General features: G+C 41.6%; 14 protein-coding genes. 8 read left to right on the top strand and 6 right to left on the bottom strand.

Annotation, left to right across the window (positions count from 1 at the left end):
* The first annotated feature begins 12 nt into the window (after positions 1-12).
* The 3 genes from O1D97_RS12790 (at position 13) to O1D97_RS12780 (ending at position 11,173) form a co-directional block, all read left to right on the top strand.
* On the top strand, positions 13-9,021 hold the full coding sequence (locus O1D97_RS12790) for a Calx-beta domain-containing protein (protein WP_269126105.1): 9,009 nt from the start codon (positions 13-15) through the stop codon (positions 9,019-9,021).
* Between the two features lie 163 nt (positions 9,022-9,184).
* Positions 9,185-9,796 (top strand): helix-turn-helix domain-containing protein, encoded by a 612-nt coding sequence (locus O1D97_RS12785; protein WP_269126103.1) that lies wholly within the window; start codon positions 9,185-9,187, stop codon positions 9,794-9,796.
* A gap of 30 nt (positions 9,797-9,826) precedes the next feature.
* Positions 9,827-11,173: a class II 3-deoxy-7-phosphoheptulonate synthase gene (locus O1D97_RS12780; protein ID WP_269126101.1), complete on the top strand. Its 1,347-nt coding sequence runs from the start codon at positions 9,827-9,829 to the stop codon at positions 11,171-11,173.
* A gap of 124 nt (positions 11,174-11,297) precedes the next feature.
* Here the strand turns inward: O1D97_RS12780 and bfr (O1D97_RS12775) are convergent, their stop codons facing one another.
* Positions 11,298-11,765 carry a bacterioferritin gene (gene bfr / locus O1D97_RS12775; RefSeq protein WP_269126099.1) on the bottom strand — a complete coding sequence of 156 codons (468 nt, stop codon included), beginning with the start codon at positions 11,763-11,765 and terminating at the stop codon, positions 11,298-11,300.
* A gap of 17 nt (positions 11,766-11,782) precedes the next feature.
* Positions 11,783-12,247, bottom strand: coding sequence for a bacterioferritin (gene bfr / locus O1D97_RS12770; protein WP_269126097.1), 465 nt, complete (start codon positions 12,245-12,247; stop codon positions 11,783-11,785).
* Positions 12,248-12,432: 185 nt separating this feature from the next.
* Between bfr (O1D97_RS12770) and O1D97_RS12765 the strand changes: the two genes are divergently transcribed.
* Positions 12,433-12,633 (top strand): (2Fe-2S)-binding protein, encoded by a 201-nt coding sequence (locus tag O1D97_RS12765; protein ID WP_269126095.1) that lies wholly within the window; start codon positions 12,433-12,435, stop codon positions 12,631-12,633.
* Positions 12,634-12,648: 15 nt separating this feature from the next.
* On the opposite strand, the gene O1D97_RS12760 is transcribed toward O1D97_RS12765, so the two are convergent.
* Positions 12,649-13,383: an SDR family NAD(P)-dependent oxidoreductase gene (locus O1D97_RS12760; protein ID WP_269126093.1), complete on the bottom strand. Its 735-nt coding sequence runs from the start codon at positions 13,381-13,383 to the stop codon at positions 12,649-12,651.
* Between the two features lie 230 nt (positions 13,384-13,613).
* Between O1D97_RS12760 and O1D97_RS12755 the strand changes: the two genes are divergently transcribed.
* Complete coding sequence (locus tag O1D97_RS12755) at positions 13,614-14,945, top strand: DUF3422 family protein (protein ID WP_269126091.1); 1,332 nt, start codon at positions 13,614-13,616, stop codon at positions 14,943-14,945.
* A gap of 21 nt (positions 14,946-14,966) precedes the next feature.
* Here O1D97_RS12755 and fdhD read toward each other — a convergent pair whose 3' ends face one another.
* Positions 14,967-15,791, bottom strand: a complete 825-nt coding sequence (gene fdhD, locus O1D97_RS12750) for a formate dehydrogenase accessory sulfurtransferase FdhD (protein WP_269126090.1) — start codon at positions 15,789-15,791, stop codon at positions 14,967-14,969.
* A 172-nt stretch (positions 15,792-15,963) separates the two neighbouring features.
* Between fdhD and O1D97_RS12745 the strand changes: the two genes are divergently transcribed.
* On the top strand, positions 15,964-16,368 hold the full coding sequence (locus tag O1D97_RS12745) for an MmcQ/YjbR family DNA-binding protein (RefSeq protein ID WP_269126088.1): 405 nt from the start codon (positions 15,964-15,966) through the stop codon (positions 16,366-16,368).
* A gap of 193 nt (positions 16,369-16,561) precedes the next feature.
* Here the strand turns inward: O1D97_RS12745 and O1D97_RS12740 are convergent, their stop codons facing one another.
* Both O1D97_RS12740 and O1D97_RS12735 read right to left on the bottom strand, forming a co-directional pair.
* A complete protein-coding gene (locus O1D97_RS12740) occupies positions 16,562-17,974 on the bottom strand; it encodes a sigma-54-dependent transcriptional regulator (RefSeq protein WP_330221483.1) in 1,413 nt (470 codons plus the stop codon).
* Positions 17,975-18,049: 75 nt separating this feature from the next.
* Positions 18,050-19,804, bottom strand: coding sequence for a transporter substrate-binding domain-containing protein (locus tag O1D97_RS12735; RefSeq protein WP_269126086.1), 1,755 nt, complete (start codon positions 19,802-19,804; stop codon positions 18,050-18,052).
* A gap of 381 nt (positions 19,805-20,185) precedes the next feature.
* Between O1D97_RS12735 and O1D97_RS12730 the strand changes: the two genes are divergently transcribed.
* Entirely contained in the window at positions 20,186-21,160 is a 975-nt protein-coding gene (locus tag O1D97_RS12730) for a TAXI family TRAP transporter solute-binding subunit (RefSeq protein WP_269126084.1), read from the top strand.
* A gap of 194 nt (positions 21,161-21,354) precedes the next feature.
* Positions 21,355-23,964 carry a TRAP transporter permease gene (locus O1D97_RS12725; protein ID WP_269126082.1) on the top strand — a complete coding sequence of 870 codons (2,610 nt, stop codon included), beginning with the start codon at positions 21,355-21,357 and terminating at the stop codon, positions 23,962-23,964.

Here is a 23,964-nt window from a genome sequence, read left to right as displayed (position 1 = left end):
TTTACGGTGAGCTTGGATAAAGCGGCAGAGACGGATGTGACGGTGAAATTGACGTCTTCTACTGACGGTACGAACAGCGCGGAAGCGGATGATATTGGCGCGATGACGGCGACTTACGACGATAACGGTACGCCAGCCGTGTTAACGATTGATAGCAATGGCAACGTGGTGATTCCAGCGGGTGTGAAAGACATCACCGTCAGTGTCGCGACGACAGACGACAGTAATTACGAAGGCGATGAAACCTTCAGTGTGACGGTGGCAGGCGTGACGGGCGCGACGGGCACGGATACCGGCATCGCGACGATTAAAGACGATGGCACGGGTCCAGATCCAGAAGGTCCAGACACCCCAGATGACGATCGCCCAGCGGTGAGCATCACAGAAACCGTGAGCGTGAGCGAAGGGTCACCAGCGGCCTTTACGGTGAGCTTGGATAAAGCGGCAGAGACGGATGTGACGGTGAAATTGACGTCTTCTACTGACGGTACGAACAGCGCGGAAGCGGATGATATTGGCGCGATGACGGCGACTTACGACGATAACGGTACGCCAGCCGTGTTAACGATTGATAGCAATGGCAACGTGGTGATTCCAGCGGGTGTGAAAGACATCACCGTCAGTGTCGCGACGACAGACGACAGTAATTACGAAGGCGATGAAACCTTCAGTGTGACGGTGGCAGGCGTGACGGGCGCGACGGGCACGGATACCGGCATCGCGACGATTAAAGACGATGGCACGGGTCCAGATCCAGAAGGTCCAGACACCCCAGATGACGATCGCCCAGCGGTGAGCATCACAGAAACCGTGAGCGTGAGCGAAGGGTCACCAGCGGCCTTTACGGTGAGCTTGGATAAAGCGGCAGAGACGGATGTGACGGTGAAATTGACGTCTTCTACTGACGGTACGAACAGCGCGGAAGCGGATGATATTGGCGCGATGACGGCGACTTACGACGATAACGGTACGCCAGCCGTGTTAACGATTGATAGCAATGGCAACGTGGTGATTCCAGCGGGTGTGAAAGACATCACCGTCAGTGTCGCGACGACAGACGACAGTAATTACGAAGGCGATGAAACCTTCAGTGTGACGGTGGCAGGCGTGACGGGCGCGACGGGCACGGATACCGGCATCGCGACGATTAAAGACGATGGCACGGGTCCAGATCCAGAAGGTCCAGACACCCCAGATGACGATCGCCCAGCGGTGAGCATCACAGAAACCGTGAGCGTGAGCGAAGGGTCACCAGCGGCCTTTACGGTGAGCTTGGATAAAGCGGCAGAGACGGATGTGACGGTGAAATTGACGTCTTCTACTGACGGTACGAACAGCGCGGAAGCGGATGATATTGGCGCGATGACGGCGACTTACGACGATAACGGTACGCCAGCCGTGTTAACGATTGATAGCAATGGCAACGTGGTGATTCCAGCGGGTGTGAAAGACATCACCGTCAGTGTCGCGACGACAGACGACAGTAATTACGAAGGCGATGAAACCTTCAGTGTGACGGTGGCAGGCGTGACGGGCGCGACGGGCACGGATACCGGCATCGCGACGATTAAAGACGATGGCACGGGTCCAGATCCAGAAGGTCCAGACACCCCAGATGACGATCGCCCAGCGGTGAGCATCACAGAAACCGTGAGCGTGAGCGAAGGGTCACCAGCGGCCTTTACGGTGAGCTTGGATAAAGCGGCAGAGACGGATGTGACGGTGAAATTGACGTCTTCTACTGACGGTACGAACAGCGCGGAAGCGGATGATATTGGCGCGATGACGGCGACTTACGACGATAACGGTACGCCAGCCGTGTTAACGATTGATAGCAATGGCAACGTGGTGATTCCAGCGGGTGTGAAAGACATCACCGTCAGTGTCGCGACGACAGACGACAGTAATTACGAAGGCGATGAAACCTTCAGTGTGACGGTGGCAGGCGTGACGGGCGCGACGGGCACGGATACCGGCATCGCGACGATTAAAGACGATGGCACGGGTCCAGATCCAGAAGGTCCAGACACCCCAGATGACGATCGCCCAGCGGTGAGCATCACAGAAACCGTGAGCGTGAGCGAAGGGTCACCAGCGGCCTTTACGGTGAGCTTGGATAAAGCGGCAGAGACGGATGTGACGGTGAAATTGACGTCTTCTACTGACGGTACGAACAGCGCGGAAGCGGATGATATTGGCGCGATGACGGCGACTTACGACGATAACGGTACGCCAGCCGTGTTAACGATTGATAGCAATGGCAACGTGGTGATTCCAGCGGGTGTGAAAGACATCACCGTCAGTGTCGCGACGACAGACGACAGTAATTACGAAGGCGATGAAACCTTCAGTGTGACGGTGGCAGGCGTGACGGGCGCGACGGGCACGGATACCGGCATCGCGACGATTAAAGACGATGGCACGGGTCCAGATCCAGAAGGTCCAGACACCCCAGATGACGATCGCCCAGCGGTGAGCATCACAGAAACCGTGAGCGTGAGCGAAGGGTCACCAGCGGCCTTTACGGTGAGCTTGGATAAAGCGGCAGAGACGGATGTGACGGTGAAATTGACGTCTTCTACTGACGGTACGAACAGCGCGGAAGCGGATGATATTGGCGCGATGACGGCGACTTACGACGATAACGGTACGCCAGCCGTGTTAACGATTGATAGCAATGGCAACGTGGTGATTCCAGCGGGTGTGAAAGACATCACCGTCAGTGTCGCGACGACAGACGACAGTAATTACGAAGGCGATGAAACCTTCAGTGTGACGGTGGCAGGCGTGACGGGCGCGACGGGCACGGATACCGGCATCGCGACGATTAAAGACGATGGCACGGGTCCAGATCCAGAAGGTCCAGACACCCCAGATGACGATCGCCCAGCGGTGAGCATCACAGAAACCGTGAGCGTGAGCGAAGGGTCACCAGCGGCCTTTACGGTGAGCTTGGATAAAGCGGCAGAGACGGATGTGACGGTGAAATTGACGTCTTCTACTGACGGTACGAACAGCGCGGAAGCGGATGATATTGGCGCGATGACGGCGACTTACGACGATAACGGTACGCCAGCCGTGTTAACGATTGATAGCAATGGCAACGTGGTGATTCCAGCGGGAGTGAAAGACATCACAGTCAGTGTCGCGACGACAGACGACAGTAATTACGAAGGCGATGAAACCTTCAGCGTGACGGTGGCGGGCGTGACGGGAGCGACGGGCACGGATACGGGCATCGCGACGATTAAAGACAACGACACTGTTCCAACCATTGGTGATGGTTCCGCTAGAGTTTCAGAAGAGGGACTTACTGGAGGTATTCAAGATTCGGATGCTCTTTCAGGTTTCGATGATCAAACGAATGCGAATGCTGTTCAGGGTAGTTTAGTGCTAACAGCTTCAGGTACTTCTGCTTTAGTTGGAGAAATTGAGATAGGCAGTTTGCCTGGCGATCTTTCTTCAGGTGGGGCTCCTGTTACCTGGTCATACGATGCTTCCTCTGGTTCAGAGAATAAAGCCATCGTGATTGGTGCTTTAGCCGATGGTACAGAGGTCGTTCGTATTGCACTTAATGATGGTGATACTTCTGTAAATGTGGCCGGACAAATTCCAGCTGCATCTGTCGGTTATTTGGTTACTTTAAGTAATCCGTTAGATCATTCTGACATTACAGGTGAGGACACGCTTCACTTCGATTTTAATGTGAGTATATCTGATGGAGTGAATGATGCAGATAAAGCTAAAGTCTCTATAGCAGTGGAAGATGATGCACCAGTGATAACATCTCCCAATGCCATTATCGAAGTTGTTGATACAGGCATCCCTGAGGTTTTCACTGGTACTGTTAGCTTTAAAGGTAATGGTGGCGGTAAAGATTCCTTTAGTTTTGCTGAAGATGCCATTTCTGTGACAGCTAAAGGTTTTACCTCGACTGGCGACTTAGCTTTAATTGACCGAGATGTTTTCCAAACTAGTGAAGGTTTAGGTGTTAAAAGTTTGCCTGACGACACAAAAGTTCAAGGAACGGATTTCGAATTTAATGGACAGATTGATTTCAGAGAGATTAACGGTACAAGCCAATCTGAAGAACTCACTTTCAAACTTGCGGATGGCAAAGTTGCTTACGGCGTTAAAATTGAATTTGAGAGACTGTTCGGCAGTGAGGCTGATGGAGAGACTGGTGTTGCAAAATTTTATAGGGATGGTGAGTTAGTTTCAACTGAAGTCTTTACTGGTGCTGCAAACAGTAGTGATTATGCGGCTAATTTCGATGTTCATGACGGTGGCTTTGACACTATCGTTATCACGGCAACGGATAATGGCGCTTCAGGATTTGATAATAGTGACTTCTCGGTTACTAGCATGACATTTAGTGGTGAGTCCAGTACTCCGGAAGCTATAGGCTATGCAGAAATCGATTCCATAAATTATCAGTTTGGTGCTGATGGCCCTGGTAAAGCGGCGTTTAATGGCCTTGCTGAATCAATAACACTCGCAGATGGTAGTCTTGTTTCTGTAGTGGTTACTGATAACTCCATTATCGCGAAAGACATATCTGGTGAATTGGTTTTTGAAGCTCAATTCACCCCTGCAACAGGCAAAATTGAATTCTTCCAGTATCAATCTTTTGTTACTGATAACTCAAATGGACCATCACAATTAGATTTCTCATTAAAAGTAATTGATGGCGATGGTGATTATTCAATAGCCACAGTGTCGATAGGCTCTAAATCAAACCATGTTCCTGTTATTGATGATGTCAACTTAGTGGTTGATGAGGCTAATCTTGCTGATGGAACCGCACCAGACTCAAGTGGTCTTGTTAAATCAGGTTCCTTTACTATTGAATCACTCGATGATGTATACGGTTTGACGATTGGTAACTCTGATATTATTTCGAATGGTGTTTACACTAATAATGTTGAAGTTGAAATCGGTTCCGGTACCTTTAAAGTAACGGGTTATGATGTTGATACTGGTGTTCTCCAATATGAGTTTACTTTAGATGATAGCTTTGAATCGGTAGTCGATGAAGCTCAGCACAAATTTGATCTTGATATGGTTATTACGGATAAGGATGGTGATTCAGCTTCATCTAAATTAAATCTTACTATTCTTGATGATGAACCTATTATAAATACATCGACGATTGATAACCCTAGTATTGATATTATTGTCAGTGATACCAGTGTAAGTAATTTTAAAGCTGGTTTTGTTAATGCACTGGGCAGCAATAGTATTGTCTTGTCTAATCATGACTCAGATTCTTATGATGATGAAGTGACTTGGGGGACTGGTGTCGAAGCAAATAAGACTTCAGGTTATACGTTCGTGGATAATGAAGATCTTCGTTCTAACATTATTGAGCCTCTAGATCAGCAGTTTAAATTGGGCACTTTCTCTCACAATAATTTCACTCTAACAAGTTCAAGCCAACCGATAGAGAGTGTCTCTTTGAAACTTGAGTTTGATATTGTAATTGATGGTGTTACAGAGACAGTGACCCACCTAATAAATCTAAATCATACTGAGACACCGAATTCAGGTGACGCTAATCAAAATCGTGACATTGTGACCATTTCTGATTCAACGTTGACTAAAGCGATCACAGTCGGTGGCCGTAGCTTTGAGTTAGTTATTGAGGGCTTTAAAGATGCTGATGGTAATCTTGTTAGTGAAATAAAGACTCTTGAAAACCAAAGCAATCCGTTTGAATTGTTTGCGACCATCAAATCAACAGATGATCTTCCTGATGTATCAGGAAGTGTTAAGGAAAATGTTGATTTTCTAGTAGGGGCCGATGGTTCTGATACGGGGGTTGTATGGGAAGGAGGAACGCTTGTTGATGGCAAATATGTTATTGAAACGGCGGATGGCGTTTTCGTTGGGGAACCAGATGGTTCTTACACATTTACACCAAGTAGAGAAGTCAGAGCTGCTCTTGAAATTGGCAGCGTTAAAGAGGTTACTCAACACTTTAGTGTAACTGACAATGATGGTGATAAAGCGGAAAGTAACGTAACGATCACCTTGAATGGTGTGGCGAATGGCATTGTCCCGATTATAGAAGACAAACAAGATGGCATTGAAGATCAGACACTTAATGTTGCTGCTATCAATGGCGTTTTGGCAAATGACGGTGATCCTTCTTTAGAAGTGACTGGCTTCCATGTTGGCGGAAAATCTGCATTGGCAGGAGAGAGCATTTCAATTGATGAAGGTGTTCTTACTGTTCAACCTGATGGTGCTTACACATTCGCTCCTACTTTTAATTGGTCTGGTTCAGTTCCAGAAATAACCTATATTACGAATAAAGGAGCTAGTACAACTCTTGATATTTCAATTGAGGCCGTTGCGGATAAACCTACATTAGAAGTAAATGCCAAGATTGATGTAGTAGAAAGTCAATCAATTGTTGTTGATAATGTTAATGATAGAGACAGTGGTTTCTCAGTAGAAGCATTCAACTCGTCAGGCAATTCAACCACCATTAGTAAGCATGGTAGTCCAGTAGGTTTTGGTGTTTCTGGTGTTAACGATAATAATGAATCTGGTAGTGGGCATGCGGATGAAATTGGTGGTTCAGAGTTATTGAAAGTGACTTTCGATAACTCCGTAGCATCCGTTGACGTTTCATTCTCTTGGAAGCATCCAGGGGAAAACGCGAAATACACTTTTTATAATGGTGATGACGTTGTAGGAATGGGTATTAGTGTCGGCGGTAGTGATGGCATTGACCCAGCTGTTGAGCTGAAACCAGAAAGTGGCGCTCTTTTTGATAGAATAGAATTTAGTGCTCCTCGTGCTGGTGATGATTACCTTATTCACTCTATCACTTTTGATAAAGTTGAGAGTCAGGACGTTACAGGCGCAATTGTGGTTGATGAAGAAGCTTCAATTAAGCTTGATATAGCCTCTAGCTTAACGGATAAAGATGGTTCTGAATCCCTTGTTGTAATGGTAGAAAGTATCCCAGTTGGTTTTACTTTGACTGATGGTAACCATACCTTTACGGCCGATGCTTCTACAACGAACGTCAACATTACAGACTGGGTGATGAGTAATTTATCATTACAAACAATTGATATTGTGGATACAACGTCTTATACGTTGGACGTTGTTGCTACGTCTACAGAAGCGTCAAATAATGATGCAAAGAGCACATCTTTACCAATCAATATTACAGTGAATTCCCTAAGTACTGTTCTTCAAAAGGATACGGCTCAAATTGATGAGGATAGAACTCTAATTGTAGAGTCATCAAAAGGTGTTTTATCTAATGATACCGATGATAATACAGCCGTTTCTAAATTTGTCGTTGATGGTAATTCGAAAGATGCTGATGAGACGATGAGAATAGATGGAAAAGGGGAGCTTACTATCAATAAAGATGGTTCTTATTCCTTTACTCCAACGCCAAATTGGTCCGGTGTTGTACCTGAGATAACTTATTATACAAACACGGGCCAGAGTTCAACGTTAAACCTAACGATTACTCCTATCGCTGATGATCCTGAGCTGATTGTTAAAATAGAGAAGTCTACGGATTTGTCACCGGTTATCGTTGAGGGTGAATCTATAGAGAACCTTGGCTCGAAATTTGGTGATAGTGTCATTAATAATACTGAGGACTTTACCGAAACTAAAATCCAGACACTTGACTTCGGTAAAGAAAATGCAGGAAAAATGGTTACTTTAAGCTTTACCGCTTTATTTGAAGGCTCTTGGAATGTAGACACATCATCAACCAGAAAAGATTCGTTTATTGCTGAAGCTAATGATCAAAAATTGGGGGATTATGCATATAACGATACTATACCTTCCGGTTTCACGGTTGCTTTGGATGATGACGGTAAATTGGAGCTAGTATTTAAAGTAGATAGTACTGAAAAAGCTGAGACAGTGGATGTTACAAATATTCAAGCGACATTAATTAACTCGGTGTTTGAATACTCTTTAACTATTGATGCTAATCTGACAGACAAAGATAACAGTGAGACACTTGCTGTTACATTATCTAATTTACCTGCTGGTGTTGTATTAGATATTGATGCCAGTAAGTATGATTCTGATACTAAGGTTTGGACTTTAACGCAAGAGGACATTAAAGAACCTATTAAGTTGACGAGTCCTTTAGAGCTAAATTCTAAAGATTCGCTCACCGTTACGGCTATATCTACTGAAGGCTTGAATTCAGTAACCTCTTCTACTGTTCAAACAGTGCTCTTCACTTCAGATATTATTGATACGGTTGTAAGAACTGGTGGTAATACTTCAAATATATTATCTACCAGAGCCTTTTCTGTTGATGAAGAAGAGCAAGAAACGGCATTAGCAGAAAGTTCGGGTTCTGAAAAAGTGGCTGTACAAATTGAACCTGAATTAATGGCAGATTCGTTAGAGGATACCTCTCAACAAGCCGACGTTTCTAATAAAGAAGATAAGTCTGATAAAGAAGATAAGTCTGATAAAGAAGATAAGTCTGATAAAGAAGATAAGTCTGATAAAGAAGATAAGTCTGATAAAGAAGATAAGTCTGATAAAGAAGATAAGTCTGATAAAGAAGATAAATCTGATAAAGAAGATAAATCTGATAAAGAAGATAAATCTGATAAAGAAGATAAGTCTGATAAAGAAGATAAGTCTGACGGCGATAATGTCTCAGAAGAGTCTTCATTTATGGGTGAAAGTGATGAGTTGTTTACCGAGTCTGATGACAATTCAGTAGGTGAGGCGCTCTTTATAATGAGTGAAGAGGATCAAAGTGATGTTCTTCAATTTAATAATGAAGAGGAAGCATTGGATGTTACTGAATTACTTGTTGGTGCAGAAGATGAACCTCAGGATTCTGATGATGTGGATGCCATTAAAGAGTTCTTGGATTCTCATGTTTCAGCTGAAGATGGTGAAGTACAGGTTGATGGTGAGCCTGTAGCTAGATATGAATCTGATGTTTCAGGAGGTTCTGTTACTGTTGTCTTTAATGATCAAGCTCACGACATTAATCCAGACGGATAGTTTGTTGGTTTTATATACAAAAGACTCGCGTTAGCGGGTCTTTTTTTTGGAAAAAACTATAAAATCATCGTTGTTTTGTAGGTTATTAGATCTTCTTTTAGTAAACTCAGTAGTAAGGAAAGTCAATTTGACTTTGGTTACATGTCATTGAGGTTAAAATATTATGGTGAGTCGACCGTCTCTTGAAACCGCTCAAGCCTCAGAACCGGATCGCTTTGTTGAACCTTTAGATTTAGGAAAAAGGGTTAAAGAAATTCGTTTAACAAAAGGGTGGACTCTTGAAGAAGTCAGTAAACGGACTGGTATCGCGCGTTCAACCCTTTCTAAAATTGAGAATGATCAAGTTTCACCAAGCTTTACAATTGTTCAAAAATTGATAAATGGTCTAGAAATGGATCTGCCACAGTTATTTGTTGAAACGAGTGAACACTCGATTGCTGGCAGAAGAGACGTTACCAAAAGAGGTAAAGGGGTTCCACATCCAACGGCTACTTATGAACATGAATTATTAAATTCGTCCATTAGCCGCAAGAAAATGGTGCCTTTTAAAACAATTGTTCGTGCGCGCTCATTTTCTGAATTTAAAGAATGGGTTAGACACGATGGTGAAGAGTTTTTATTGGTTTTGTCTGGGACAGTTCATTTTTTCTCTGAATTCTATGAACCAATTGAATTACATGAAGGCGATAGCGTGTACTATGATGCTGCTATGGGGCATGCTGTTGTTTCAAGCTCCATACAAGATGCTGAAATATTGTGGGTTGTTGCGCGCTAAAACTAAAAATAGAGAGGTAGTTAACATTTTATGAAAACGTGGGATATTGCAAGTTGGAGAAATAAAGAGGCATTACAACAACCAAATTATCCAGATATGGATAAATTGAATCAAGTTGAAAACATGCTAACGGATGTTCCTCCACTTGTATTTGCTGGAGAAGCTCGCCAATTAAAAACGGCTTTAGCTTCAGTATCTAAGGGTGAGTCATTTCTGTTGCAAGGTGGGGATTGTGCAGAGAGTTTTGCGGAGTTTCATGCAAATAACATTCGAGATACTTTTAAAGTTATGCTGCAAATGGCGGCTGTGCTTACCTATGCTGGCAAATGCCCTGTGGTTAAAGTAGGACGAATGGCGGGCCAATTTGCTAAGCCTCGCTCAGCTGACACCGAAGTAATCAATGGGATTGAACTACCTAGCTATCGTGGCGATATCATTAATGGCATAGAGTTTACTAAAGAAGCTCGTATTCCTGACCCTGAAAGATTGTTACAAGTATACAATCAAAGTGCTTCTACGATGAATCTTCTGCGAGCCTTTTCTCAAGGTGGTTTTGCTGATTTACATCAGGTTCATAGATGGAATCTTGATTTTATTGCTAATAGCCCTGCAGGTGAACGCTATGAAGACATTGCGGCTAAAATTGATGATGCCCTGCAGTTTATGGACGCATGTGGTGTAGGCTCTGGTGCTAACCAGTTAAAAGAAACAGAATTTTATACTTCTCATGAGGCCTTATTGCTACCTTATGAACAAAGCTTGACACGTCAAGACAGTTTAACAGGTGATTGGTATGATTGTTCAGCCCATATGTTATGGATTGGTGATCGTACTCGCCAATTAGATGGTGCTCATGTTGAGTTTTTACGTGGTGTTAAAAACCCAATAGGCGTGAAAGCCGGACCAAGTATGAACCCAGATGATTTAGTTCGTCTTGCGGATACTTTAAATCCAGAAAATGAACCTGGTCGTTTGAATATTATTGTTCGAATGGGTGCAGATAAAGTGGCGGATGGCATGCCAAAACTTATCCAGGCAATTAAAAAAGAAGGGAAAAATGTTGTCTGGAGCAGTGACCCAATGCACGGTAATACAACGAAAGCATCAAGTGGTTATAAAACGAGAAGTGTTACCAGTGTATTACGTGAAGTTGAGCAGTTTTTTCAAGTCCATAAGTCAGAAGGTACCTATGCCGGTGGTGTCCATTTTGAAATGACGGGCCAGAACGTTACAGAGTGTGTCGGTGGTGCATTTGAAGTAACAGAAGATGACTTAGGCAATCGTTATCATACCCATTGCGATCCACGCTTAAATGCGGATCAATCTTTAGAGTTAGCGTTTATGATCTCTGAGTCTTTAAAAAGAGCAAGAGCATAATAATAGATGATGAAAGCATTCTAGTATTATATCTAGTATGAGAAAAAGAAAAACCTCTCTTGTGTATTGAATACATTCAATTGAAGAGAGGTTTTTTTATCTTTAGAAAAAATAATTAACAGACTTACATTTGAGATTGAAGGTAGTTTTCCAAACCAATCATCTTAATTAAACGTAATTGCTGTTCTAACCAATACGTATGGTCTACTTCTGTATCCTCAAGCAGTTTTTCTAAGATCTCACGAGATTGATAATCTTGTTCTTCTTCGCAAATTTTAATGACTTTTTTGAGTTGATCGCCAACCTCATATTCAATACGTAGGTCGCTTTCGATCATTTCTATAACATTTTTACCAATTTCAAGCCCTACACGTGTCACCATATCGGGTGTGCCTTCAAGAAAAAGCATTCTTTCTATTAATAGTGCGGCATGGCCCTTTTCATCTTCTACTTCGTGATCGATACGTTCAAAAAGTTTGCTTAATCCCCAATCATCATACATACGGGAATGGATAAAATATTGATCCATTGCGGCCAATTCCATAGCTAACAATGAATTAAGTCCGTCAATAACTCGTTGGTTACCTTTCATGCCTGTCTCCACTCATTTTATAGTTTACTTTGTAAGTAATTTTCTACACCGACTTGACTGATTAAGTGTTGTTGCGCTTCGATCCAATCTAAGTGTGATTCTTCGGCTTCAAGTATTTCTTCTAGCAGATCTCGGCTTACATAATCTGAACGTTGCTCACATAGAGCAATGGCCTCACGTAAAACAAGTAATTGATCGGTTTCAAAATCGAGATCACATTGTAGCATTTCTGGAGCACTCTCACCGATTCGTAATCGATCAAGATGTTGCAGATTAGGCAGACCTTCTAAAAATAAAATACGTTCAATTAGTTCGTCAGATTGTTTCATATCTTTGATGGATTTTTTATATGACTTGTCATTCAGTTCTTGCAGTCCCCAATTTTTATACATACGGGCATGTAAAAAGAATTGGTTAATGGAAGTCAATTCCGCTGTTAATACTTTATTGAGTATTTTAAGTACCTGTGGATCGCCTTTCATAATCTTCTCCTAATAGATTTAAGGAAAACCATATAGGAGAAAAGAGCATATTTCAAAGAGAAATAGGAGAAGTCTGATTTATTTTAGAATTCTCTGTGAAAATGGTTGAAATCCAAGAGGATGAGAATTATTATCAATTCATATGATAATCATTATTAACTACACTATCATGTGAGTCTTTCAATATGTTCATTTGTATTTGTAATGCCGTAACGGATAATCAGATTAAGTCCGCTCTTGATAGCGGAGCAAAAAGTATGTCAGATCTAAATAAAACCCTTGCCGTTGGTAGTTGTTGTGGTAAATGTGTGCGTCCAGCAAGAGAAATTATGAAGCAGCATCAGCTAGATAAAAAATTGGAACTATTGACTTACAATGCCGCCTAATTTCATGGCTTTAGATTACCAGGGAATATCTTCTCCTTTCCAATCGATGAAGGCTGGCTCGCGATTAGATTGATGAGTGAATTTCTTTTGTTGGATTTCTAATAATTGTCTGGCCACGAATTCAGTTGAAAAGAGTTGACCATTGATTACGCTCTTATGGAAAGGCTTGGACAACTCTGTGTCGGTCGTTCCTGGATGAAATAAAATCAATTTTGTCAGCTTTGCTTTTCTTTCTATTTCTATCGCAGCTGATTTAAAGAGCATATTAAGGGCGGCTTTTGATGCTCTGTAACTGTACCACCCACCTAGTTTATTATCTTCAATACTACCTACCCGAGCACTAAAGGCGACAATTGTACAAGGGGTTTTATGGTTCAAAAGAGGCCATAAACTTGAGACACATTGTATAGGAATCAAAGCATTGGCTGTCATGATATCTTGGAAATAATCAACATCAAGCTCGGATAATTTCTTCTCAGGCATTTTGCTTTTTACATGAAGTTGACCATTAAAAATAATTGCCTGCGTTAATATTGTGTTTTTTTTAAGATTCGCGATGATATTGGTTAAACTGTCTTTTGAATAGTCGCTTTGAAAATAAGCCAGTTTTACCGTGTCGCTCTTGATTTGATCCGTGCTGGATCGACTAATACAAATAAGCTGAATGCTTCTATTCAGTGTTTCTAGTTGTGAGATATAGGCCCTCGCAATAGCGCTGTTGGCACCAAATAAAATTACGGTTTCTTTCATGATAGAACCTATTGCTGAATGACAGTTAAGTGATATACGTTCTAATATCCAAAATGGATGCCTATATTTCTTCTTTGCTGCCTATATTTGCAGTTTATAGTATGAATAAGTTGGTTTATCGTGATTTAATGAACAGAATTTCATGCTGTATTTCTTTTATTGTGCTCGTCATTAATAATAAAAAATGCATGTTATTCAGCTCAAAATAGATTTAATTGTTAGGTGATAATGTGGAAAGAGCGAAAAATTCTTATGGGTTGAAAGTGCATCCAATGAGGGATCAGCTTTATGCCGAATTACACTCAAGACCGTTTCAAGTATTGATGAGTCCCGCTAGAGTGAGCTATGTAGCCGTTCTTTCTAGCCCTGAGGAAAAAAGTCAAGATTTTGAACACTTCTGTGGCTTGTACCAGATTAACGGTGAGACGCCTCCAAAGGAAGATGGTGTTTGTATCGAAGTAGATTTGGGGTATCTGAGAATAAGACGAGAAAAGCATGTTGAGTTTATCTCTTATACTTTTATTCGACTTGCTACAAATGCTGATGATGATCCATTTAAAGATAATGCGTTTAATTTTTTACCCGATAACTGGCTGTCAGGTCTACCAGGGACGGTCATCGCGGCATTTCATATCGCGGTAGAAGATGCTAGAAATCAAATTGATCCCGATTTGAGTATCGCAAAGGGCTTATTTGAGAATATGAGGTTAATTGGGAGTCGCCCTCAACATGGAGATGCTCAAGTATGGACGAGTTTTCAAGTTCATAGTGATGGATGTGGGCGTTTTTTAATTTACAATAAAAATATGAGTGATAGTCAGCTTGGTCGAATGGTTCAACGGATAGTTGAAATAGAAACTTATCGACTAATGGCGCTTTTATCCCTTGGCTTAGCTCGTCAATACAGTGCTCAGTTAGCAAAAATGGATGATAAATTAGCGGAAGCAACAGGTCGATTATCTGAATCGAAAGAAAAATTAGATGAGTCTGCCTTGCTTCGTGAGTTAATTGATATGGCGGCTTGGGTGGAAGCGGCCAGAGCTAGGACGACATTTCGATTTAGTGCCACCATGGCGTATCAAGAACTGGTAATGACTCGACTGTCAGAATTAAAAGAGGACGAAGTTTCAGGGCATTTGACCATGACAGAGTTTATGGGGCGTCGACTTGAACCCGCTGTAAGAACGTGTAAGACAACGGGTGAGCATTTAGAAAATCTGTCCAGACGAATAGATCGAGTATCCGATATGATGAGAACTCGAGTGGAAATGTCAATTGAGGTTCAGAATCAAGACGTACTTGCATCGATGGACCGCCGTTCAGAGATACAGCTTGCAATGCAACATACAGTCGAAGGACTTTCTGTTGCGGCTATCAGTTATTACAGTGTGGGCTTAATTAAATTTTTAATTGAAGCGGTTTATGATAAAGGTATCAAATTTGATAAAAGCCTTGTTGTAGGCATTACTGTGCCACTAGTTATCGGTGGAGTTTGGTTTGCAACTCGTCAGATCCACAAACGCTTTTTACGATTAGCAGAAGAGAAAGCCAATTCCAAGTAATGCCATGCTTTAGTGCTTTTTTTATGAGGAGCTAGTAGATAGGTTGAAAATTCGGGGGGAGTCTTTCCGAGGTAAGTGAATGAGTGTTAAGTTGCTTTGCTTTGCCAATGCAACCGCTAAGGTGCTGGGTGATGCCAAATGGATTAGTCGAGAAAGCCCAGCTCGAACTGCTTTTTGAATCAATTCAGTACTGCAACGGCTAGACATGACGACACTGTGATTATGCAATTTGATATTATTCATGAGTGCATAACCAATGACTTTATCCAGTGCATTATGACGCCCTATGTCTTCCATACAGATAATGGCTTTTCCTTGAGGTGAGAGCAGTAAAGCGGCGTGAATTGCGCCGGTTTCCTGTCCTAATGTTTGCTGAGAGAAGAGTAACTCTCTTAAGTGAGCTAATTCTTTTTCTGTTATTGGATCACTTGCAGGTAAAATAGAGAGAGTAGGTAAGGCATGACTAATAGATTCAACCCCACACAAGCCACAGCCCGTTGCTCCTAAACGCGCTTGTTTTGTTTGCTTGAATTCTGATAACTTTCTAGGGCTTAATTCTATATCTATGGTTAAGCTTAATAGGCTAGATTGAGTATCGTGATGTTCTAGTGTTCGTAGGTTTAAATCTCTAATTTCATTTTTATGATTAATTAGTCCTTCACTTAATGCGAAGCCGATCACAAAGGCATCTAAGTGAATCGGTGTTGTCATCATTACAGCATGGGCAATACCATTGACGGTAATAGCCAAAGGCATTTCTTCAACTAAAGAGGCTACACCTGATATGGATGCATTGAGTCCGTACAAGTAAGTAATTTCTTTGGCACTTTGAAAAGAAAAAGACATATATTGACCTAGCTAATAGTATAGATCTGACATACTACTGAAGCGGATTTTATGCGTCTATAGGTTATTGACCAGACCTGTATGATTCAAGTGTTTAGTTGATTGTGTCTGTGTTTATGTGTTTGGATAATAATTGATTTATCCTTTAATTTGATTTTATAAGAGTTGTTGTATGTCGAAAGAAATGTCAATAGAGCATTTAGGGAAAGCATCTGAAGAATGGGTGGACTACTTTTTAAGTAAACTTGGCGCTGTGTATGAGTTTCCTTTTGGCATCGAAGTCATGGTATTTAAAGTGCGTAACAAAATGTTTGGCTTTCTTATGAGGTATCAAGGGCAGTTGGCAATGAACATCAAATGTGAGCCAAACCATGCTTTAGAGTTAAGAGAGGTGTTTAGCTGTGTAATGCCAGGCTATCATATGAATAAGAAGCATTGGAATACGATACTCATTGATGGCAGTTTACCTGAAGGAGAGTTGCAGCGACAAATTGATCATTCTTATGATTTGGTCGTATCTTCTTTGCCCAAAAAATTGCGTCAGTTATTATCCGTAGAACACAGCACTGGAGCCTAGATTAACACCGAATTAGGCTTGATGCTTTGGTTAGATAGCCAGCGGAGGAACAGAGCGAATACGAGTGTTATTTTCAATGGTATTCTTTGAATTGGCTGTCCACCGTCCTTGGTAAGATTTATTCCCTCTAACAAGAGAAGTTTAGGTAAAATTACTTACTGCCCTGTTAAATCACCAGTCACAAAGTATGAACTTAGCGGCCTGTCTTGTTCATATTCTTTAGTCTCTTACTTAACGCGGGTTGAGAAATGCCAAGCATCTGAGAAGCAGTTGATTGGTTGTTGTTAGAACGATTCATGGCTTCTTTTACTAGTTGATCCGCTAATGCCGAAAGAGTCGGTAACCTAGTATTGTTCGGAAAAATTGCAACCGGCTCTTGTTGTTCTAAAAGGCTATCTTGAACAAATAAATGTTTGAAGGCCGATTTATTAAGCTGTCCATTTTGAGAACGACTTACAGCATCAAATATCAAGGATTTTAATTCTCTTGTATTTCCTGGAAATGCATAATGTGACAGTTGTGATGGGAGTGAATTATCATATGACAAGGTATCAATGGACATATCTTCACAGGCTTGTTTGATAAAATGTTCGATCAATATAGGTAAATCTGAGAGGCGATGTCTCAGTGGAGGAATGGTGACCATGTGTATTTTTAATCGATAATAGAGGTCCTTTCGAAATTTACCTTCTATTTGCAAGTGTTCAAGGTTTTGATGAGTGGCGACGATAATTCGAGCTTGAGAACGTTTTGGTTTATCACTGCCCAAAGGATAATATTCGCCTTCTTGTAAAAGTCTTAATAATTTGACCTGTGATGAAGCGCTTAAATCGCCTATCTCATCCAAAAATAATGTGCCTTCACTGGCTTTCTCTATCAGTCCAGAACGGTCTTTATCCGCCCCAGTAAAAGCGCCTTTATTATGACCGAAAAGAGTGTCGGCAAAAATATTATCGTCTAATCCTGCGATATTTACCGTGATGAGAGGCCCTTTTCTTTGGCTTAAATCATGCGTTGCTTGGGCGATTAATTCTTTTCCTACACCGCTTTCACCCATGATCAAAACCGGATGACGGGTGGTAGCAATGGATTCTAAATACTGAAAAATGGACCACATATTGGCATCCGCTGTGACAAAGCGGGTAAATGCTTCCGGTGAAAATACGTCATTGGAGAGTACTTTGCGGCGTAATGCTTGGTTTTCAATAGAAAGCTCTTGAGTTCGTATAGCCCTTTTTAAACCTTCTAAAATTTCACTAGGATCGGAGGTTTTAACAAAATAGTCAAAAGCACCCAGTTTCACGCATTCTACTGCAGTATCTAGCTGATTTATGCCACTTAAAATAATGACACAAACGTCAGGGTATTCTTCATTAAGCCAAGTCAGTAACTCTTTTCCTGAGACGTTAGGCATGGTTAGATCAAGCAAAACTAAGCCGATATTGTGCTCATTCATTAAAGAGGGGACTTGCTCAGGTTGAGAACAAGAAACCAAGTTGGTAAAACCATGTCGTTCAAAACTGAGTAATGTACTGCGTAAAAAAGGAATTTCATCATCCACTAATAAAATTTTAAATTGTGGGTAGATGTGAGCGGCTATGGTCATAATGTTGCTCTCATAATGGCGAGTTTGTTGTCTTTGTAATTAATGGCTAGGGTGAGTATCCGCTTCTATAATAGATCAAGTAATGGTTTGTACTACTGGCAAGGTCACCGTTACTGTTGTGCCTATGCCTATAGCTGAATTAAAACTGATCGAACCATGATGAGACGCGATAATACCTGATGAAACAGAGAGCCCAAGCCCGGTACCACCAATGTCTCTTTTTGTTGTAAAAAAGGGTTCACTTAACCGAGATAAATGCTCTTCTTTAATGCCATGGCCCTGATCTTCAAATTTCATAATAACGCTTTGTTGGTCTTCGTAGTAGGATGTGGTGAGCCGAATGCGTTTCGTTGTATCCTCAAGTGCATCACAGGCATTGATTAGAAGGTTAATGATGACTTGCTCAATACGTTGGGCATTAGCATAAATATGAGGATTCTTTGGATCTAGGCTGAGCTCGAACTGAGTTGTGGCATTGCGTATAGAGGTATCGACCAATCTCACCGCGGTAGAGACCAAGTGATTTAGTGAAACATGGCTTTTGTTGTCCTCAGATTCTATACGAGCAAAATCTTTAAGATCATTAACAATGTCTCTGATTTTGATTGTACTGTGGTTCATCTCATCAATTATATATGGCATTTCTGTTTTTATTCTTTCGAACGACAACCCAGCAAGAGAAATGGGTTCATTTTCCTGCAGGCGTTCTAAATAGGGTAAAGCATCTTCCCAAGCGGATTTTAGTAAAGGTAAGTTGACAATCAAAAGACCTGTCGGGTTATTGATTTCATGAGCCACTCCTGAAACTAAAACACCTAAAGACGCCATTTTATCCGCTTGAATTAATTGTTGTTGTTGGGCTTTGAGTTGTTGAGAACGCTTTTCAACTTCTTTTCTAAGCATACTGTTCCAGACAATGATGCCAATAAAAATTAACCCTAAAAAGCCCAGTATGTAGATAGCAACGGGCCCAATAGTTTTAAGTAAAGATTTTTTATTTTCAAGTGCACCTAGCCACTTATCGTATATTTTTTGTTGCACGCCCGTGTTTTTTAAAATCGCGAGGCCTTCACTGAAACGAGCGATTAAATCTTCGTTTCCTGCTAAAGCCCCATAACTTAAGCGTTGCCCATCAACTGGGTTAAAGATGGGTTGAATGTTATTCAAATTAAACTCTTTACTTAAATAGAGACTAGGTAGATTTGCGACAAGTGCAAAATCATATTTGCCAGCGGACAATTGCCTTAATGCATCAGTATGCGTTTTTGTCGGGACGATAACCGCGTCAATGTTTTTTGCTATAAGGTACTCATGCATAATACTGGCATTTTGCACGAGCACAGTCTTATTCTTTAAGGCTTCAAGGGAGTGAATTTTTGGATCCTCAGTACGAGCAAAAATGGCTTGGTTGGCAATGGAGTGAGGAGGGGAAAAAATAATGCTTTTCGCTCTTTCATCAGAGTAGGCGATGTTCTGAAGTGCATCAAATTCACCACTATATAAACCGCGTAACGCATTTTGCCAATCGGTCATAACAATGTTGACTTTAAATCCCATCACCTGAGCGATCGCTTTGGTTAATTCCACACTGTAGCCAGCAGGTTCTCCTTGATCGTTAAGAAATTCGTAGGGAGGATAGTTACTGTCGGCGGCAATATTAATGGTTAAGCCTTGTGATAACGCGTTTTCTGCTATCAAAAGGCCACTTTCTTTTAAGGAAACTTGGGGTGCGGGCTCAATAGTATTCGCTAGAGTTGAAGTTGAAAAGATCAATATGATGAGAAAAAAACAGTAAGGATAAAAGCCGGATTCTGAAAGTTTTTTGATCATATAGCAGCCTAACATGATAATTGAATTGTGCTTTGTTGAAGAAAACAGCGCCGTACCTTAGCACTTAACGTGAATGATTCAAATATTTGGGGCAAACCGATTAGGCGTATAACTTATATTATAGTTGTTGTTATTAATATAGCTTTGGTTATGAACTGGTTTTCTTCAGTAATATCAATGCGATTTTCACTAGTCATGTCTTGAACAAGGTTATGTAAAGTTACTTGCTATAACTAAAGTTATAAAAAATCTGGAGCAATTTTTAAGATACTAAATAAAATTGTTATTTTTCATTAGGTTAAGGTTATTTCGGTGCTTGGCACACCCCTTGCTATGTCAGTTAACTGTAAGCATTAATATTAAAATGTAAAAGAGGGTGATATGACCATTAAAAAAACAATTCTTAAATCATTAATTGTACCTGCATTTGTAGGAGCATCGACTCTGGTAACCGCGGCAGGCACACAGTTTGTTTCTATTGGAACTGGTGGTGTAACGGGTGTGTATTATCCTGCCGGTGGTTCCATTTGCCGAATGCTAAATAAAGAGCGTAAAACAACGGGTATTCGCTGTTCGGTAGAATCGACAGGTGGTTCTGGCTATAACGTCAACAGTATTCGTGCTGGAGAATTAGAGTTTGGTATCGCTCAATCAGATGTTCAAGCTGCTGCTCTTGCTGGTATCGGACAATTTGAGGGCAAACCTTATCCTAAATTGCGTTCGGTCTTCTCATTGCACCCAGAGCCCATTCATATGATGGCTAGGGCAGATTCTGGTATTAAAACCTTTGATGATTTACAAGGTAAACGAGTAAATATTGGTAATCCTGGTTCAGGTAACCGTTCAATGATGGATCTTTTGATGGCTGAAAAAGGTTGGACAAAAGATACTTTTGCGATTGCGGCTGAATTGAAGTCATCTGAACAGGCGCAAGCCTTATGCGATGATAAGTTTGATGTGACAATTTGGCTGTCAGGCTTACCTAATGGATCCGCGCAAGAGGCAACCACTACCTGTGACATTAACATGATTCCGATGAATGATAATGCGGCCAAAAGCATTATGTTGACACGCAATGAATTTTCATCCGCTATTATTCCAGGTGGTATGTATTCAGGTAATGAAAATGATGTACCAACATTTGGTCCAAAAGCTACCTTGGTTACCTCCTCAGATGTGTCTGAAAAGGTTGTGTATGAATTAACGAAAGCCGTCTTCGAGAATTTTTCTTCTTTCAAACGTTTACACCCTGCATTCGCTAACCTTGACCCTGTAGAAATGGCCAGTTCTTCATTGGTTGCACCTTTACATCCAGGTGCTGAGAAGTACTACCGTGAAAAAGGGTATTTGAAATAAGTTTGTGTTGATCCTAAATCAATAGCTATAAAGCGGACGGCCATTTAGGTCGTTCGTTGATTCTAAATAACACTCCCTACCTTTTTATTCTAATTACTTAGTGTTCGATTGCTTAGTATTCAATTTCGTAGTGCTTGCTAAAATAAGCATTAGGTTGAGTACATAAACTAGAATGCTTTGTTTCTGGAGCTTGTATGTCTATGAATACAAACGGGTCCCCAACAGCAGAAGATTTAGACGATCTTATTGCTGAAGCGGATACAGGAAACCGCCAACCCAAAAGCCGTTTTGCGATTGCTTTGTTGCTAACATTACCGCTTATTTGGTCATTGTTTCAATTGTGGATTGGTTCTCCTTTGCCTTCTCAATTTGGCATTGGCTTTTTAAATGATACTGAGTCTCGAGCTTTGCATTTAGCATTTGCTGTCTCGTTGGCCTTTTTTGCCTTTCCTGCTTTTAAATCAAGTCCAAGAAGTCGTATTCCGTATATTGACTACATTCTGGCATTCATTGCGGCTTTCTGTGCTGCCTACTTATTTTTGTTTTATGAAGATTTGGCGATGCGTCCAGGTTTACCAACGACAGTAGATCTGATTGTGGCGGCGATAGGTATCGTATTGACACTTGAAGCCGCTCGTCGAAGTCTTGGCCCCCCATTAGTGGTGGTGGCTTTATTCTTTTTAGCTTATGTATTTTTTGGTGATAGCGAATATGTGCCTGAAATTTTACGTTGGAAAGGCGCTTCAATAGAAAAAGCCATGACTCATATGTGGTTAACTACTGAAGGTGTTTTTGGTATTGCTCTAGGGGTTTCTTCCGGTTTTGTCTTTTTGTTCGTTCTGTTTGGTGCGCTATTAAATCAGGCTGGTGCTGGCAATTACTTTATTCAAGTGGCTTTTTCGTTACTTGGACACATGCGAGGAGGACCAGCAAAGGCGGCCGTTTTATCGTCCGCAATGACGGGTTTGATTTCTGGTTCCTCTATAGCGAATGTCGTTACAACTGGCACTTTTACGATTCCACTAATGAAAAAAGTAGGTTTTAGTGCAGAAAAAGCCGGCGCGGTAGAGGTCTCATCTTCCGTAAATGGTGTCATTATGCCGCCAGTAATGGGGGCTGTTGCTTTCTTGATGGTGGAATACGTTGGTATCTCTTATATTGAAGTGGTTAAACATGCTTTTCTGCCCGCGACGATTTCCTACATTGCCTTATTATACATCGTTCATTTAGAAGCACTAAAAAGCAATATGCAAGGCCTGCCTAGAGTGACACCTGCTCGTGGTTGGAAAATGCAAGTGCTGAGAAGTGGCATTATTACCGCCAGTTTACTTATTCTTGCCGGGGCTTTGTATTACGTGGTTATGGCAATTCGTTGGCTGTTAGGTGATATTGCAAATATCGGGTTATTAATGCTGGTGGTTTTTGGCTACATTGGATTGTTGTATTTGTCTGCAAAATCAGATGATTTACATATGGATCACCCGGATACAGAAATTGTACGTTTGCCTCTATTTAGTGACATTTATAAGGCCGGTTTATATTACTTAGTGCCTTTAGTCTTGTTGATCTGGTTTCTAATGGTAGAGCGTAAATCCCCTGGTTTGTCTGCTTTTTGGGCTAGTATGTTAATGGCGTTTATTCTCATTACGCAAAAGCCGCTAAAAGCGTGGTTTAGACAGCAAGACAATATCAAAAGTCATGTTATTGCAGGATTGTTAGACTTGGTTGATGGGCTCAACACTGGGGCTCGTAATATGATTGGCATCGGTGTTGCGACAGCGACCGCTGGTATCATTGTAGGTACAGTTACATTAACTGGAATTGGTCAGGTGATGGCTGAATTTGTTGAACTCGTTTCCGGTGGTGTATTAATCATCATGTTATTAATGGTGGCTTTGATTTCACTGGTACTTGGAATGGGGCTGCCAACAACTGCAAACTATATCGTCGTTTCTTCTTTGATGGCCAGTGTGGTGGTGGAGCTAGGTTCACAAAATGGTTTGATTGTTCCTTTAGTGGCTATTCACATGTTCGTTTTCTATTTTGGTATCATGGCGGATGTGACGCCACCTGTAGGGTTGGCTTCCTTCGCTGCTGCTGCCGTATCGGGTGGTGACCCCATTAAGACCGGTTTTACTGCCTTTTTCTATTCCATGAGAACTGCATTACTACCCTTTCTGTTTATCTTTAATACGGACTTATTGCTGATAGATGTGACCTTTATTCAAGGTGTCATCGTGTTTTTTGTGTCTTTAGCGGCCATGTTGATCTTTGCCGCAGCGACACAGGGGTATTTTATGGTCCGTAGTCGATGGTATGAGAGCGCGTTGTTGATCTTGGTTGCGTTTACCTTGTTCCGCCCAGGATTTTGGTTGGATCAAATAATGGAACCTTATGAGGTTTATCAGGCGAATCAAATGCTAACTTATATAGAAAACCATGATGACCTTCATTTCATGAGAGTGTCGGTTGAAGGAGAAAATATAGATGGTCGTTGGATTGAAAAAACAGTCATTATGCCATTAGACCTTCAAGGTGATGCTCAAGACCGGTTGGCAGCAGGTGCAGGTTTAGAAATCAGAGAGGAAGACGATCGTATATTTATCGATAACCTGATGTTTGGTCAATTTGCAGAACAGCAGGGGCTAGATTTTGATTGGGAAATCACTCAATTTCAAGTAGAGGCAACAAGACCAAATAAAGAATGGTTTTTTGTACCTGCTTTCTTGCTCGTTATGTTGATTGTCTATATTCAGAAGAAGCGCTTGCGTAAAGAGCTTTTTACTGCGGGGACATCCGTATAA

The organism is Marinomonas phaeophyticola (genome assembly GCF_026966905.1).
GTDB classification, from domain to species: Bacteria; Pseudomonadota; Gammaproteobacteria; order Pseudomonadales; family Marinomonadaceae; genus Marinomonas; species Marinomonas phaeophyticola.
Note: the sequence above shows the minus strand (reverse complement) of the source record. Positions and strands in the feature narration are given on the sequence as shown.